Source organism: Pantanalinema sp. (assembly GCA_036704125.1).
GTDB lineage: Bacteria > Cyanobacteriota > Sericytochromatia > S15B-MN24 > UBA4093 > JAGIBK01.
Map to the genome: position 1 here is coordinate 31,664 of DATNQI010000054.1, position 14,651 is coordinate 46,314.

Below are 14,651 nucleotides of genomic sequence, written 5' to 3' on the forward strand. Positions count from 1 at the left end.
CAAAGGAGCTTCGACGCCACGATGACAGCCATCTTCTGGAACGAGCGCTTCAAGCAGGAAGCCTACGTCTACGGGGAGGCCCCCAACGACTTCGTCGCCACCCACGGCCACCTGTTGCCTCCAGGCAGCCGGGTCCTGAGCCTCGGCGAGGGAGAGGGGCGCAACGCCACCCACCTGGCGGCCCGAGGATCCCTCGTGACGGCCCTGGACAGCTCGGAGGAAGGCTTCGAGAAGCTCAAGCGCCTGGCTGAAAAGCGGGGGGTGACGGTCGAGACCGTGCTCGGTGACGTCACCACGAGCGACATGGGCACCGACCGGTGGGATGCCATCCTCGACATCTACTGCCACCTGCCGGGAGCGGTGCGAGGCCGGCTTTACGAGAACATCCGGCGGGCCCTCAAGCCCGGCGGGATGTTCATGACCGAGCAGTTCGCCCCCGGCCAGCTCGCCTATCAGAGCGGGGGGCCCAAGGACCTCGACATGCTGCTGCCCCTCTCGGAGCTCACGGCCGCCTTCGACGGCTGGGAAGTCCTGGTCGCAAGCGAGGAGGTCGTCCAGCTGGACGAGGGACCGTTCCACCAGGGGGCGGCGGCCGTCACCCGGTTCATCGCGCGGAAGCCTTAGAGGAGATCACACATGCAATTCGCCATCGAGACCTACGGGCTGGGCGGCAAGGTCCAGCTCGACCACGCCACCGCCCTCGAAAGGACCAAGGAGGCCCTGAAGGCCAACGGCTTCGGCGTCCTGTCCGAGATCGACGTGCAGGCGATCTTCAAGGCCAAGCTCGGGGTCGATCGGCCGCCGTACGTGATCCTGGGGGCGTGCAACCCCGGCCTCGCCCACCAGGCCCTCGGCATCGAGCCCGACCTCGGGCTGCTCCTGCCGTGCAACGTGGTGGTCTACGAGGACGCGCAGGGGGTCTGGGTCAAGGCCATCGAGCCGGCCAAGATGCTCTCGGTGGTCGAGAACCCCGCCGTCGAGCCGATCGCCACGCAGGTGCGCGCCCTGCTGGAGCGCGTCCTCCTGGCGATCGAAGGCTAAGCGGAGACCTCGATCTCGCCGGTGCCCTCGCAGCGCGAGCAATCGACCTCGCGATCGCCGTCGCAGGCGTCGCACATGGTCTCGCCGTAGCCGGCGGGGTGGTCCATCTTGCCGGTGCCGAAGCACTTGCGGCAGCTCACGACTCCCTTGCCGGTGCAGGTCGAACAGGTGGTGGCCATGGTATCTCCTCGTGAAAGGGGGGGCGCCCCCATCATACCTCCGGCTGCGGCGAACCGGCAGGCCTGGCAACGGTCGCGAGCGTCGCCTGCACCATGCGCACCAGGTCCGAGGGCGCAAGCAGGATCTGGGTCCCCCGCACCCCCGCGCTGATGCTGATCGTGGCATGATCGAGGGCGCTTCGGTCCAGGTAGACCGGAAAGCGCTTCTTGGTGCCGATGGGCGAGACGCCGCCCCGGATGTAGCCGGTCACGGGCTGAACGTCCTTGAGGGGCAGCATCTCGCAGCGCTTGTTGCCGCTCGCGCCGGCAGCCGCCTTGAGGTCCAGCTCGGTGCCCGCCGGCACCAGCACCAGCAGCACGCCGGTCTTGTCGCCCTTGAGGGCGAGGGTCTTGAAGACCTCCTCCTCGCGCATGCCGATCTTGCGCGCGACCGACTCGGCCGACAGGTCCGCCTCGTCCACCTCGTAGTCGACGAGGCGGTAGGGCACCTTGGCCTGGTCCAGCAGGCGAACGGCGTTGGTCTTCACGAGGCTCTCCTCACGTGGAAAGGCCGCGAGGCCGCCCGTCGAAACGGGCGACCTCGCAGGAAACGGGAGCGGACTAGTTGCTCCAGGCGGTGCCCCAGGGGCCCCAGGCACCGTTCGCGCCCTTGGCGTGGACGTAGACGACCTGGCGCGACGCCGAGCGGACGGCAGCCACGGCCTTGCGGTCCGCGACGCGCATGGCGGTCCCGGTGCCGGCGGCGCCGGGGCGGCCGACGAAGTACTCGGCCTGGGTGACGGCGTCCTCGGCCTCGAGGCTGATCGTGCCGGTGGTGCCGGCGGCCTCGACCTTGGGCCCGAAGATCGCGTCGGGGTTGTCGGCGATCTTGAGGGCGAAGAGCATCATGGGGCGGTTCTCGTCCCAGAACCTGGAGACCCGCGAGAAGGGGGGATCGAAGCCGTCGTTGTAGCTGCCGACCTCGACGGTGTAGGCGAGGGTTCCAAGCTTCTCGAAGGCCCAGTCCACGTCGTCGCCGCTGTTGACGTACATCTTGCTGCCCTGGTAGGCGTCGTAGCCCGAGAGCTTGCCCATGGCCTGGCCGATGGGCGCGAGGCGCTTGTCCGGGGCCGGCTCGTCCTTCTTGTCCCAGGACCACATGACCGCGTTGCTGAAGGAGTGGAAGGTCAGGTACACGACCGGCTTGATGCGGAGCATCAGGTCGCGCATGGTCTGGGTCTCGGGCTCCGAGAAGGCCTTGGCGCCGCGGAAGGTGTCGGACTCGGGGTTGCTCGAGTCGCCCGCGGTGCCCCACGACGCGTCGTAGTTGCGGTTGAGGTCCACGCCCAGGCGGCTCTTGCCGCCGGTGACGTTGTTGGTGTTCTTGCGCTGGTTGCCGCCCTTGGCCGCGAGCGCGTGACCGTCCGGGTTGACCATGGGCACCAGCCAGATGTCGCGGTTGTCGACGGCGGCGGTCACCTCGGCGTCCTTGCCGTAGCCGTCGGCCAGGTGATGGACCATGCCGAGCACCATCTCGGGGGTCACCAGCTCGCGGGCGTGGTGGCAGCCGGCGAAGAGCACGGTGGGCTTGCCGGTGCCGGCCTTCTTGAAGTGGATCGCCCAGATGTCGCGGCTGCCCTTGCCCTGGTTCTTCTCCCAGCCGTCGCCGATGTCCTGCAGCTCGACCAGCTGGGGGTACTTGGCCGCGACGTCCTTGAGCTCGGCGAGCATGGTGTCGTAGGTGTGGTAACCCTTGTCGAAGGTGTTGTTGAGGTAGCGATCGCTGCGGCGGGTGACCTTGAAGCCGAGCTGCTTGGCCTTCTCGTACTGCGCCTGGTTGAGCGCGCCCTTGAGGCGCATGGCCTTGCGATCGACCGACCAGATGTCCGCGCCGGCGTTGACCAGGGCGTTGAGCTGGTCGCGCTGCTTGTAGGTCATCTCGACGGCGACGATCTGGTCCTTCGAGCTGAAGGCGATGGGCGCACCCTCGCCGTCGCCGCCCAGGGGGCCTGACATGAGACCGCAGCCCGCGATCGTGGACGCGGCAAGGAGCGAGAGGGCGGTGCGGAGCGAGCGCTTGAACAAGGTGAATACCTCGCGAGATCGAGGGGGCGACGTTGCTTAGGTTAATACTAGCTTAAATATAGCTTAACTCACAAGCGATCTTGCGTGATCTCCGAAAAAAAGATCGGCGCCTGGGCCGGGCGGGGAAATTCCGCTACCATGAGGCCCGAGTCGCAGGAAAGGAGCCGCCATGACGCCCTCATCCCAACCCGATCCCACCGGCCCGGACGGCGCCGAGGAGGTGGAGCGCATGGAGAAGGAAGCGATCACGCTCGAGGACGGCCGCACGCTGATCTACTACCGCTTCGTGCCGGAGGAGCGCTGATGTCCGAGCTGCGCTGGAACCCCATCAACGAGGAGTGGGTCGTCACCGCCACCCACCGGCAGGACCGCACCTTCATGCCGCCCGCGGACTACTGCCCGATCTGCCCGACCAGGCCCGGCGGCTTCCCCACCGAGGTGCCCGCCGCCGACTACGAGTACGTGGTCTTCGAGAACAAGTTCCCCTCCTTCCGGCCCCACCCCGACGCCCCCGCGATCGAGGGGACCGACCTGATGCCGGTGCGCAGCGCCGTGGGCGCCTGCGAGGTGGTGCTGTACACCCCCAGGCACGAGGGCACGCTCGCGGATCGCACCGTCCTCGAGATCGAGCGCCTCGTTAGGGTCTGGCAGGACCGCTACCGGGTGCTCGGGGCGCGCAGCGAGATCGCCTACGTCTTCATCTTCGAGAACAAGGGGGAGGCCATCGGGGTGACGCTCCCCCACCCCCACGGCCAGATCTACGCCTTCGGCTACCTGCCCCCCAAGATCGAACGCGAGCTTTCAAGCCAGGCCAAGTACCACGCCAAAACGGGCCGCTGCCTGCACTGCGACGTGCTCGATGAGGAGCGCAGGGACGCGCGCCGGATCGTCGCCGAGAACGCCCACTTCGTCGCCCTCGTCCCCTTCTACGCCCGCTACCCCTACGAGGTGCACCTCTACGCCAAGGGGCACGTCGAGGCGATCGACGAATTCGACCGGGAGGCCCGGCTGGATCTCGCGGCCATGCTCAAGACGGTGATGCTCAAGTACGACGGCCTCTTCGGCTTCAGCCTGCCCTACATGATGGTCATGCACCAGCGGCCCACCGACGGCGAGGATCACCCGGGCTGTCACTTCCACGTCGAGTTCTACCCGCCCAACCGGACCGCCCAGAAGCTCAAGTACCTGGCCGGCTGCGAGTCGGGAGCGGGCACCTTCATCAACGACACCTTGCCCGAAGAGAAGGCCGCCGAGCTCAGGGCGATCCCGGCGGATAACATTCGCTAGGACGCTCACAACGGCTTTCGTGGCCCTGACCGAGGCGCCGGGACCCGTAGCAAGCTATGCTCCCCTCCAACACCCGCCAGCCTCCCCCGCGCGGGGGACGGCCCGATAGAGGAGGATGCTCCCGCATGCGTAAGAGTTTGCTCGCGCTTTCGCTCTGCCTGGGACTGACCGGGGTCATGATGAGCGGCTGCGCCGGGATGATGCACGGCAAGTCCGCGACGGCCTACGACCAGAAGGTGGGCACCCGCACCGTCGCCTTCGAGAACAAGATCTTCCAGACCCGCGGCGAGGCGCTGCCCCTCAAGGACGACCAGGTCGTCTCGCTCGGCATCGTCGAGGGGCTGGAGGTCTTCCAGCTCAAGGGCGGCGGCGGCGGCCAGGGCCAGGCCGACCTGATCTACGTCAAGACCGTCGACGGGCGCTACCAGCCCCTCGTCCGGATCATGTAAGGGCCACGAGACCCCGGACCCCCCTGTTCACAGGGGGGTCCTTTCGTTTCCCTGCGAAACCGCTTAAAATCGGCAGATGGCGCGATCGCGCACCGGAAAGGGAAGAACGTGGAAGCCACCGGAGTCCTGCTCATCAACCTGGGCACCCCCAACGCCCCCGTGACCGCCGAGGTCCGGGACTACCTGGCCGAGTTCCTGGGGGATTCGCGCGTCCTCGACATGCCCGCCCCGGTGCGCAAGCTGCTCCTGAACCTCGTCATCCTGCCCTTCAGGCCCAGGAAGTCCGCCGCGGCCTACCGCGAGATCTGGACCGAAGGGGGCTCGCCTTTGCGCTGTCACAGCGACGACCTGCTCGCACGGGTGCGCGAGGCCCTGGGCCCCGAAGTGCCGGTGGAGTTCGCCATGCGCTACGGCACCCCCTCGATCGAGTCGGCGCTGCACGTCCTGCGCCGGCAGGGCGTCAACCGGCTGGTGGTGCTGCCCCTGTACCCGCAGCAGGCCTCGTCCACCGGCGGCTCGTCGCTCCAGGAGGTCTACCGGGTCGCGGGCACCTGCTACAACGTCCCTTCCCTGCACGTGGTGGCGCCGTTCTACGAGCACCCGGCCTACGTGCGGGCCTCGGCCGCGGTCGCCCGGCCCGTCGTGGCCGACTTCGAACCCGATCACGTCCTCTTCAGCTTCCACGGCCTGCCCGAGCGCCAGATCCGCAAGGGGGACGACGCCGGCAGCCACTGCCTGGTGAGCGAGGGCTGCTGCGCGCGCATCACCGAGGCCAACCGCAACTGCTACCGGGCCCAGTGCTACGCGAGCGCCCGGGCGATCGCTGGCGCCCTTTCGCTGAGCCCCGAGCGCTACAGCGTCTCGTTCCAGTCCCGGCTGGGGCGCATCCCCTGGATCCAGCCCCACACCGAGGAGATGCTCGTGCGCCTGGCCGAGAAGGGCGTCAAGCGCCTCGCCGTCGTGTGCCCCGCCTTCACCGCGGACTGCCTGGAGACGCTCGAGGAGATCGGCATCCGAGCGAGGGCCACCTTCGTTTCGGCGGGCGGCGAGGACCTGCGTCTGGTGCCGTCGCTCAACGCGCACCCCGAGTGGGTGGAGGCCATCAAGGAGCTGCTGACGCCCTACCTGACGACGCGCCAAGCCGCTCCCGCTCTGCCTTCTTCAGGCTCCTGACGACCAGCTCGTAGGAGTGGTCGACGAGCTGTCGCACCAGCTCGTCCGAGAGGCTGCCGTCCAGCGTCAGGGTGTTCCAGTGGCGCTTGTTCAGGTGGTAGCCCGGCTGGATGGCGGGGTGGGTCTCGCGCAGGATCAAGGCGCGCTCGGGGTCGCACTTGAGGCTGACATGCAAAGGCGCGCTTCCCACCGCGACCAGCGCGAACATCTTGTCCAGGACCTTGAAGACGTGGGCGTCCGGCCCGAACGGGTAGGAGGCACTCACCCCGGCCTTGGGCGCGCAGAGGGCCTCGAAGGTGCTCGTGTCCATGGCTAGTACCCCTGGGCGAAGCGCACGAACCAGGCCCCGTAAGGGATCGCCTGGGGCGAGGCCAATAGCGAGTCGCCCGAGACCGTGCGCAGCAGGTAGGCGGCATTCTGCCCGCCCCGGTAGCCCAGCTCGATCACGCTGGTGCCGAAGCTGGTGTGGAGGCCCGCCTCGTAGAGGTCCGCGGCCCGGTTGAGGCCGTAGACGTAGTGGCCGTAGGCGTTCACGTTGTGCCAGTCCATCAGCTTGTAGCGGGCACCGACCATCGGCCCGACGGTCATGCCGAGGCCGTAGGTGCCGTCCTTGGTGGCGGTGTAGCCGGCGGCCGTCCCCAACCCGATGGCCAGGGAGGTGCGATCGCCCAGGCTCCACAGGGGCTCCAGCTCGCGGCTCCGGCTCCGGACGCCCACCAGGTTGTAGCCCAGAAGGGCGCTGGCGATGGGCATGAGGGTGTTGCCCTGCGCCTGGGGGTTCTGCGGGTCCCGCGAGATGCCCAGGAGCCGGGGGCTGACCATGACCCCGCCGAGGGCGGCGGCGGCGTAGAAGCGGCGATCCCAGTACGACCACCCGGCCAGATCGAGGGCGTAGGCGTCCTCGCCCTGGACCTGGCCGATGCCGACCAGGCCGAGGGCGTGCGTCGCCTGCATCCGGTGCCGCAGCTCGGGGTGCACCTCGAGCATGTAGGGGTCCAGGTCCTCGGAGCCGGGGCGGGTGTCCGCGGCCTGCGCCCCGAGCGCCGTGAGCAGGACGAGAAGGGCCGCGAGCGGCAGCGAGGCCCTCATCGGGTCACCTCCTCGACGACCCAGGGCAGATCGTCGCTCACCGTCGCGCGCAGGCTCGCCCCCAGGCGATCCAGGGCCTCGTCCATCCGGGCGGCCTCGGCGCGCGTCCGCAGGTCGCTCGCGCGCCGCATGAGGTAGGCGGGCGTGGCGTCGGCGCTGCCGGTCGCGTCGTAGGCCGAAAGCCAGTCGGCCTTGAAGGGCGAGCGAATGATGCGGCTGGTGACCTCGAAGCGCGTCAGCGCCCTGGCCTCCCAGCGCACCTTCACGAAGACCGGCAGGACCGCGCCCTGGTAGTAGGCCTCGTTCTCGCTCGAGGCGCTCGGCGGAACGAAGGGCAGCGAGGCCATCAGGAGCACCGAGTCCGACGAAGGGGCGCTCACGACGCGGACGTCCTGGAGGCCGAAGGGCTTCTCCTTGAGGCCGATCAGCGCCCCGGCCGCCGCCTGGCGCGCCTTGGCGTCGCTCACGTTCTTGAAGATGAGCCCCTCGTGGGGGATCCCCTCCTGCCAGCCACCCCAGGCCAGCCGCCAGGGCACCAGGACGGCGCAGCCGCTCGTCGCGGCCAGCAGGACGGCGAGCATCAGCGCTCTCGGGCCAGAAGGGTGGTTCATCGCGGTTCCTTGCATCGAGCGGATCGAGGAGGTCGGAAGGATTATATCAGGCGATCAGGTGAAAACGACTCGCGCGTCGTGCGCCTTCACGATGACTTGACGGCCCTCGAAGGCCACGGCCTGGTCGTAGTCCCCCGCGTTGACGGCAACCAGGGCGCGCGCGGTCGCATCCTCCCGGACGAAGGCCACCGTCCTGGCCCGGTTCGAGGCGTGGACCCAGCGCAAGCCCCCCTCGGCGAAGACCGGATGCTCCCTGCGCAGGCCCAGGAACTCCCGGTACGCCTCGAGGACGGCGCGGTCCCACCTGCGGGGCTCCCAGACCATGGGGGCGCGCGACTCGTGGGAGTTGCGCGCGGTCATGCCGATCTCGTCGCCGTAGTAGAGGTGCGGGGTGCCGGGCAGGAGGGTCTGGAGGGCGAGAGCCGGGCGCAGGCGCTGCGCGTCGCGGGCGAAATTGCCGAAGAAGCGCTCGGTGTCGTGGTTGTCGAGCAGGTTCCAGCAGTGGCGCAGGGCCGCGCCCGGGTAGGTCTCGAGGTAGACCGAGAGCCTGCGCACCATGGCCTCGGCACCGATCTCGCCGCGGAAGAAGTCCACCACCGGCCGCCGGAACTGGAAGTTGAGCACCCCGTCGTAGAGCCCGTCGCGCAGCTGGGAGGCGACGGCCTCCCACTCCTCGGCGATGACGATCGCCTCGGGGTTGCGGGCCTTGAGGCGCGCGCGGAAGCGCCGAAGGAAGCTCTCGGGCAGGTGCTGGGCCGCATCCAGCCGCCACGCGTCCACGCCCTTCCAGCGGTCGATCACCTCGAGCAGCTTGTCCTGGGTCTCGGGGTCGTCGGTGTCGAGCTTGGGCAGCACGCCCCAGCCGAGCCACGTCTCGGCGGTGCCGTCCGGCCTCAGGCGGTAGTGCTTCCTGCGCAGGGCCGGGTCGCGGTACCAGGGGTGCTCGAAGCTGGTGTGGCCGAAGACCCCGTCGAGGGCGAGCTTCATCCCGCGCCGGTGGAGGTCGTCCACCAGGCCCTCGAAGTCGGCGTCGGTGCCCACGTGCGGATCCAGCCGCAGGTAGTCGTCGGTGTCGTAGCGGTGGGTGGAGCGGCTCGCGAAGATGGGCGTGAGCAAGAGCACCGTGACGCCCAGGTCCTGCAGGTAGGGCAGGGCGTCGCGGATCCCTTTGAGGTCGCCGTTGTAGAAGGTGTGCTGGTGGGTGCGATCGCCCGTGAGGGCGCGCTTGCTCTTGGAGGTGGCGACGGGCCGGCCGTGGAAGGCGAAGGCGCCGGGCCGCACGTCGAGCTCCGGGTCGCCGTTCCGGAAGCGGTCCACGAAGAGGTGATAGACGACCTCGTTGCCCCAGGGGCGACTCACGGCGAGGAACGGCCGGTGGGGCTAGCCGAGGATTTCCGCGAGCAGCTCGACCAGGCGGTGGATGTCGATCGCCTTCTTCATGTAGTGGGTGTGCGGCTTGGCGACGAGGTCCGAGACGTCGCCCCCCTGGTCCGCGGTGATGAAGACGATGGGGAGGTTCTTGTACTTGGCCTGCTTGCGCAGGGCCTCGTAGATCTCGCGGCCGGTCAGCTGGGGGACGTTGACGTCCAGGAGCAGCGCGTCGAGCTTGTTGGCCTGGGCGAGATCGAGGCCCTTGCGGCCGTTCTCGGCGGTCAGGACCTGGTAGCCATGCTCCTCGAGCACCTCTTCGAAGAACTCGAGGGCGTCCGGGTGGTCTTCAACGATCAAGATAGTCTTCTTCATGGCTTCCTCCTGCCCCTATGCTACCCGAGGAACCGAGAAACGAACAAGGGGAAGGTCGTCACGGCGCCTCGCTCGCCTTGACGCTGTCCAGGTTGGCGTGGACGAAGGCCTCGAGCTGGAGCAAGCGCGCGGAGATCTCGGCGAGCTGGGCGGCGAGCGCGGCGCTCGGCGCGACCTCGACCTGCGTGCGCGCCGCGCGCAACAGGCCCTGGGTCTCCTCGAGCAGGCGGCAGATCTGGCTGGAGGCCATCCAGGTGAGGCGGTGCTGAAGGTCGCGCTGGGCCTTGGCCTGGGCGCTCTCCATCTCGGCGGCCAGCGCCTGCTCGGCAAGCAGGGCGTTCTGGATCGCGACCGCCCCGTAGGCGAGGGCGCGGCCCCAGCGATCGCGCGGCGCGAGGCCGGGGCCGTGGAAGGAGGCCTCCCCGAGGGCGATCCCGGCCGCGACGAGCGCCTGCGTCTCTCGCGCGGGGATGCGCACCTCGCCGTGGCGGACGTTGATGGCCCGATGCTCGGGCCCCGCGTGGACCCGGACCGAGACGCCCGCGGCCCCCGACAGCCTCACCAGGTGCACCGCGAGCACCAGGGCCACCTGGGCGGCGCTGCTCTGGGCCGCGAGCTCCGCGCGCAGGCGATCCAGCCCGCCGTCGACGGGACGGGGGACGCGCGCCAGGTGGGCAGGAAGGAAGCGACGCCACATGACCTCTAGCCTACGACAGAGGCGAGCGTGGGTACAAGTCAGTCATGTGGAGTTTGCCCCGCCTACGCAACCACCGTCGCCTCCAGGCCGTGCTCGCCACCCTCGAGGGGCTGCCCGGCGAGGAGGCCGTGCTGCTCCAGGCCCTGGTCGATCACCTGGGGTTCGAGCAAGCGGGCCTCTACCGGCGCGAGCCGCGCTCGCAGGCGCTCGTCTGGGTCGCGGGCACCCCCGCCGAGGCCTCCCCCGAGCACCGCTCGCTTCCCATGGACGCCATGGAGAGCGGTCTTGCGCTCGTCGACGGCTTCGTGGCGGGCCTCCCCCTCAAGGGCCGCCTCCAGACCGTCGGCCTCCTGGTGCTCGGGCGACGAAGGCAAGGCGTTCGCCTCTCGGAGGTGGAGCGGCAGACCCTCGCCCAGGCCTGCGGCGTCTTCGCCCTGGGGCTCGAGAACCAGTGGCTCGGCCGCGCCAAGATCGACCAGCGCCTCGCCACCCTCAGGGCCCAGGAGGAGAGCGAGCTGCAGAAGCGGCTCAGCGCGGTGGTCTCCCACCAGCTCAAGACGCCGCTGCTGTTGGGACAGGGCATGCTCAAGGACGCCATCGACGCCATCGACGACCGCGCGCGGGTCGCCAAGCGCCTCGACAAGCTCATCACCTCGCTGACGCGCTTCGAGCGCAACGTCATGCAGAACTTCGACCGCAACGGCATCGCCCTCGATCGCTACCGGCTCGACGTGCGCCCCGTGCCGCTCGCGCCGCTCATCGGGCGCTGCCTGGACGAGCTGCGCTACCCGCTCAAGAAGCGCGAGGCCGAGCTCGTGATCGAGGCGCCCGGCGACATCGAGGTGCTCGCGGACTGCGCCCGGCTCGAGATCGTCTTCGACAACCTGCTCTCCAACGCCCTCAAGGTCCTGCCGACCGGAGGCGCGCTCGCCGTCCTCGCCCGGGTCGCGGGCGAGCACGCGGAGATCCTGGTGCGCGACACCGGCCCCGGCATCTGCGAGGCGAGGCGAGGCGCGCTCTTCGAGCAGCAGCCCCCCAACCCCGCGGACCCCACCTCGACCGGGGTCGGGCTCTCCATCTGCCGCGAGTACATGGGGGCCATGCAGGGCGCGATCGCCCTCGACTCCACCGGCCCGGAGGGGACGACCTTCCGCCTGACGCTCAGGATCGCGCGAAAAAGCGCCGCCTCCACTCTGGAGGCGGCGCCCGAAGGTCGTCGAAGCTAGTTTGCGGGGGTCATCGGGAACATCAGGCTGGTCTTCTTGCCCTTGACCACGCCGATCCCGCTCTGCGAGACGCCCTTGAAGCCGCCGAGGCCGACCGTCAGCGAGTAGGTGTCGGGCTCGAGGCCGGAGAACGAGAAGTTGCCCTGGCGGTCGGTCTGAGTCCGGTACAGGTAGCCGGTGGTGCCGGCCTTGGCGACGACCAGCGCGCCGACGAGGCCCTGGTTGTTGCTCGCGATGTAGACGGTGCCCGCGAGACGGCCCTTGAAGAAGAGGTCCGTGACCGACTTGAAGGTCGGGATGGTGATGATGTGCTCGACCATCAGCTGGCCGTTGGCCATGGCGATGCCGCGCAGCACGACCTTGCGGTTGAGGTAGCCCTCGATGCGGCGATCGCGCTTGCCGTCGCTGCCGGTGACCGAGATCTTGGTCGTTTCCTTCTTGAGGGTCAGCAGGTACTTGCCGTCCTCGATCGAGCGCACGTAGCCGATCTTGGTGGTGCGCTTGACCGAGAAGACGCCGCCGGCCGAATCGAAGAGGCCCGAGGTCTGGCGCTCGGCGGCCGTCAGCGCGGTCGCCGTACGGCCGAGCGCCGATTCGAACTCGCCGAACTCCTTGGTGTCGAGATCGCCGCTGCTGTTGAGGCTGGATGCCTTGACGGCCTCCTCGTCGGTGAAGTCCTGGGCGCTGGAGTCGACCGCGTCCGACGCGCTCTGGTGGATCGCGCTGGGCGCAACCTGGGAGGTCATCCCGCACGCGCTGAGGGCGATCGCCATCACGAGCGAGAGGGCCGGGATCAAGAGCCTGCGAGCTTGCAGCATCCGATTCATTCTCCTTGTAGGAAGGCCGAGCGGTTCCGTCAGGAGATCTTATAACCGATCCTCAGACTTTAATCAATATTTAACTTCGCTTTGGAAAAGCTTAATCTTCATCCCCCCGGAGCGAACGAAGCCCCCTCGGTGGAGGGGGCTTCGTCGCGATGGATCCGGGAAGAACCGTCTAGGCGCCGCGGCGCGAGGCCTCGGGCTCGAAGCCGACGTAGCTCTTGAACTTGCTGTCGCGGTGCTTCTCGAGGTAGCGCAGGCCATCCTCGGTGAGCTGGAGCGCCTCGTCCTCGGTCGGCTGGATCAGCCCCTGGTCGAGCATCCAGCGCTCGGCGCTGTGGACGCGATCGCCGAAGACCTTGCGACCCAGGCGATCGGCCGTGCGACGCCCGACGATGCCGCTGGCCATGACCATCACGTCGAGGAAGCCCACCAGCTGCTTGCGGTTCTCGGCTTCGTTGAGGGGGGGGACGTAGCTGGGCATCGGCTCGCGGGCCGGGGTGAGGGGGGCGCGCCGACCGGGCTGGCGAGCAGGGGCCGCCGAAGGGGCGCCGCCACCCAGCTCGCGCAGGGTTTCCTCGAGGACTTCGCGAACGCGCTCGGGGCTCTCGGTGAGGGCCGCCTGCATCGCGCGGCTCAGCACCAGGGCGAGCCGTTCCCGTTGAGATTGATTCATGGAATGCCTCTGGATAGGGGGTACGACGTCCCCATTATGCCGATGATCGCTGCGAAGGGCAACCATGCCTCTCTGCCCCCCGCGGGCAGCCGGCTGGACGAAGGCCCGGTGGCATGGGTAGCATGGGGAGGTTGCCCGCCCCGTGACGAGGTCCAGCTGATGCCCATCGCCCCGATGCCCCCCGCGCTCCCATCCGTCGAAAGCGCCCAGTCCACCCACCTGGTGCTCGGCCTGGCCAACCCCGAGTGGCTGCACCTGGGGGTCGAGGGCCGCCGCGGCCGCCTGGGCTACTCGCTCTCGGCGGGCTCCCTGGTGCTCGCCCACGACGTGACGGGCACCGCCCGCTACTTCTGGAGCGACCAGGCTGGCGGCTTCTTCGCCGAGGCGGGCGTCACGGCGCTGCGCATGGCCACGATCAGCGACCAGACCCCCCAGGACTGGTTCGCCATGGGAATGGTGGGCGTCGGCTACCAGGTGGTGGTGGGCCGCATGGTCACCAACCTCGGGATCGGCCTCAACCCTCTGCCCCTGCCCCCTTCCAACAACCAGCCGATGTTCTCGTCGAACGCAGCCTCCCTGCCCCGCATCCTGCTGCAGGCAGGCTTCGCCCTCTAGGAGAGTTGACCATGCGCCGCCTCACCTTCGCCCTCCTCCCGGCCACCCTCGCCGCCCTCACCGGCTGCCCGGCCGCCTTCGAGATCCGCAACGGGGACCTGGACGGCGGGCTCGTCTCGGACGCGAGCATCAAGGCCGATCTCGTCAGCGCCGCGGTCCCCACCCCCACCGAGGAGCAGAAGGCCACCCCGGTGGTCATCGCGGTCCACGGCTTCACGGCGACCCCCTACGAGGTGCAGGACGCGGCCACCTACCTGCGGGGCCAGGGCCTCCTCGTCTCCAAGGTGCTGCTCGGCGGCCACGGCACGAGCCTTTCGAAGTTCGAGCAGTCCACCTGGAAGGACTGGCAGGCCCCCGTCATCGAGGAGTACAAGGCCCTCAAGGCCAAGGGCTTCCAGAAGATCACCTTCCTCACGGTCTCGACCGGCGGCACCCTCTTGCTCGAGGCGCTCAGCCGGGACGTCTTCTCGCCCCAGCCCCCGCGCGTGGTGATGATCTCGCCCATCGCGGAGTTCAAGGACAAGCGCGCCGGCTACCTGGTGCCCCTCAGCTGGCTGGGCGTCAGCGCCGCCCAGAAGGTGACGGGTACCGCCATCGGTCACTGGTACCGCAACCGGCCCGTGTCGACCATCTCCTCGCTCATCGACCTGACCGAGATCGTCAAGGACCGGCTGCGCAAGCGGATCGCGCTCGCCTCCGACACCAGGGTGCTGATCCTCCAGCCCGAGGGCGACCAGACGGTGGATCCCGTGAGCGCCCCTCTGATCGACGAGGGTCTCAAGGGCGGCACCCACAAGGTGGAGATGGTCAAGTCGGACCTGCACGTCCCCATCCGGCCCGACGGGGTTGACGAGCACACCTTCACCGCCGAGGAGAAGGCGACCAAGGACGCGCTGCTCCAGAAGATCCACGACTACATCCGGAACTGACCCCCGTGAAAAAAGCCGCCGCGAGGACCCGAGGTCGTCGCGGCGGGCTTT

General features: G+C 68.9%; 20 protein-coding genes. 9 read left to right on the forward strand and 11 right to left on the reverse strand.

Annotated elements, in window-relative coordinates:
* Window positions 1-21 precede the first annotated feature (21 nt).
* Both V6D00_08585 and V6D00_08590 read left to right on the forward strand, forming a co-directional pair.
* Window positions 22-624 (forward strand): class I SAM-dependent methyltransferase, encoded by a 603-nt coding sequence (locus tag V6D00_08585; protein ID HEY9899222.1) that lies wholly within the window; start codon window positions 22-24, stop codon window positions 622-624.
* 12 nt (window positions 625-636) lie between these two features.
* A complete protein-coding gene (locus V6D00_08590; protein HEY9899223.1) occupies window positions 637-1,041 on the forward strand; it encodes a DUF302 domain-containing protein in 405 nt (134 codons plus the stop codon).
* Here the strand turns inward: V6D00_08590 and V6D00_08595 are convergent.
* The 3 genes from V6D00_08595 to V6D00_08605 all read right to left on the reverse strand — a co-directional run bounded on the left by V6D00_08595 (window position 1,038) and on the right by V6D00_08605 (window position 3,284).
* Window positions 1,038-1,220 (reverse strand): hypothetical protein, encoded by a 183-nt coding sequence (locus V6D00_08595; GenBank protein HEY9899224.1) that lies wholly within the window; start codon window positions 1,218-1,220, stop codon window positions 1,038-1,040. The two genes, V6D00_08590 and V6D00_08595, sit on opposite strands and share 4 nt — an antisense overlap.
* 32 nt (window positions 1,221-1,252) lie before the next feature.
* Entirely contained in the window at window positions 1,253-1,747 is a 495-nt protein-coding gene (gene ybaK, locus V6D00_08600) for a Cys-tRNA(Pro) deacylase (GenBank protein ID HEY9899225.1), read from the reverse strand.
* A 73-nt stretch (window positions 1,748-1,820) separates the two neighbouring features.
* Complete coding sequence (locus V6D00_08605) at window positions 1,821-3,284, reverse strand: M14 family metallopeptidase (GenBank protein HEY9899226.1); 1,464 nt, start codon at window positions 3,282-3,284, stop codon at window positions 1,821-1,823.
* Window positions 3,285-3,453: 169 nt separating this feature from the next.
* Here V6D00_08605 and V6D00_08610 point away from each other — a divergent pair, with 169 nt between their 5' ends.
* The 4 genes from V6D00_08610 to hemH all read left to right on the forward strand — a co-directional run bounded on the left by V6D00_08610 (window position 3,454) and on the right by hemH (window position 6,193).
* A complete protein-coding gene (locus V6D00_08610) occupies window positions 3,454-3,588 on the forward strand; it encodes a hypothetical protein (protein HEY9899227.1) in 135 nt (44 codons plus the stop codon).
* Window positions 3,588-4,571, forward strand: coding sequence for a galactose-1-phosphate uridylyltransferase (gene galT, locus V6D00_08615; protein ID HEY9899228.1), 984 nt, complete (start codon window positions 3,588-3,590; stop codon window positions 4,569-4,571). The genes V6D00_08610 and galT overlap by 1 nt, the downstream gene beginning before the upstream one ends.
* Window positions 4,572-4,696: 125 nt before the next feature.
* Window positions 4,697-5,020, forward strand: a complete 324-nt coding sequence (locus tag V6D00_08620) for a hypothetical protein (protein HEY9899229.1) — start codon at window positions 4,697-4,699, stop codon at window positions 5,018-5,020.
* A gap of 108 nt (window positions 5,021-5,128) precedes the next feature.
* Window positions 5,129-6,193 carry a ferrochelatase gene (gene hemH / locus V6D00_08625; GenBank protein HEY9899230.1) on the forward strand — a complete coding sequence of 355 codons (1,065 nt, stop codon included), beginning with the start codon at window positions 5,129-5,131 and terminating at the stop codon, window positions 6,191-6,193.
* Here the strand turns inward: hemH and V6D00_08630 are convergent.
* Genes V6D00_08630 through V6D00_08655 form a run of 6 tightly spaced genes read right to left on the reverse strand, consistent with a single transcriptional unit; the run spans window position 6,123 to window position 10,333 of the window.
* Window positions 6,123-6,503 (reverse strand): MmcQ/YjbR family DNA-binding protein, encoded by a 381-nt coding sequence (locus V6D00_08630; GenBank protein ID HEY9899231.1) that lies wholly within the window; start codon window positions 6,501-6,503, stop codon window positions 6,123-6,125. The genes hemH and V6D00_08630 overlap by 71 nt on opposite strands.
* Window positions 6,504-6,505: 2 nt before the next feature.
* Window positions 6,506-7,282, reverse strand: coding sequence for a hypothetical protein (locus V6D00_08635; GenBank protein ID HEY9899232.1), 777 nt, complete (start codon window positions 7,280-7,282; stop codon window positions 6,506-6,508).
* Window positions 7,279-7,908 carry a hypothetical protein gene (locus tag V6D00_08640; protein ID HEY9899233.1) on the reverse strand — a complete coding sequence of 210 codons (630 nt, stop codon included), beginning with the start codon at window positions 7,906-7,908 and terminating at the stop codon, window positions 7,279-7,281. The genes V6D00_08635 and V6D00_08640 overlap by 4 nt, the downstream gene beginning before the upstream one ends.
* A gap of 39 nt (window positions 7,909-7,947) precedes the next feature.
* A complete protein-coding gene (locus V6D00_08645) occupies window positions 7,948-9,252 on the reverse strand; it encodes a glycoside hydrolase family 13 protein (GenBank protein ID HEY9899234.1) in 1,305 nt (434 codons plus the stop codon).
* A 21-nt stretch (window positions 9,253-9,273) separates the two neighbouring features.
* Window positions 9,274-9,636: a response regulator gene (locus tag V6D00_08650; GenBank protein HEY9899235.1), complete on the reverse strand. Its 363-nt coding sequence runs from the start codon at window positions 9,634-9,636 to the stop codon at window positions 9,274-9,276.
* A gap of 58 nt (window positions 9,637-9,694) precedes the next feature.
* On the reverse strand, window positions 9,695-10,333 hold the full coding sequence (locus V6D00_08655) for a hypothetical protein (protein ID HEY9899236.1): 639 nt from the start codon (window positions 10,331-10,333) through the stop codon (window positions 9,695-9,697).
* Window positions 10,334-10,386: 53 nt separating this feature from the next.
* Here V6D00_08655 and V6D00_08660 point away from each other — a divergent pair, with 53 nt between their 5' ends.
* The gene (locus tag V6D00_08660) at window positions 10,387-11,559 is read left to right on the forward strand and encodes a HAMP domain-containing sensor histidine kinase (protein HEY9899237.1); all 1,173 of its coding nucleotides are present in this window, start codon (window positions 10,387-10,389) and stop codon (window positions 11,557-11,559) included.
* On the opposite strand, the gene V6D00_08665 is transcribed toward V6D00_08660, so the two are convergent.
* Window positions 11,556-12,377 (reverse strand): carboxypeptidase-like regulatory domain-containing protein, encoded by an 822-nt coding sequence (locus V6D00_08665; protein ID HEY9899238.1) that lies wholly within the window; start codon window positions 12,375-12,377, stop codon window positions 11,556-11,558. The genes V6D00_08660 and V6D00_08665 overlap by 4 nt on opposite strands.
* Window positions 12,378-12,555: 178 nt before the next feature.
* A complete protein-coding gene (locus tag V6D00_08670; protein ID HEY9899239.1) occupies window positions 12,556-13,056 on the reverse strand; it encodes a hypothetical protein in 501 nt (166 codons plus the stop codon).
* A 42-nt stretch (window positions 13,057-13,098) separates the two neighbouring features.
* Between V6D00_08670 and V6D00_08675 the strand changes: the two genes are divergently transcribed.
* Together V6D00_08675 and V6D00_08680 are read left to right on the forward strand one after the other, a co-directional pair.
* Window positions 13,099-13,671 (forward strand): hypothetical protein, encoded by a 573-nt coding sequence (locus V6D00_08675; protein ID HEY9899240.1) that lies wholly within the window; start codon window positions 13,099-13,101, stop codon window positions 13,669-13,671.
* Window positions 13,672-13,682: 11 nt separating this feature from the next.
* Complete coding sequence (locus tag V6D00_08680) at window positions 13,683-14,600, forward strand: hypothetical protein (protein ID HEY9899241.1); 918 nt, start codon at window positions 13,683-13,685, stop codon at window positions 14,598-14,600.
* Window positions 14,601-14,651: the final 51 nt, after the last annotated feature.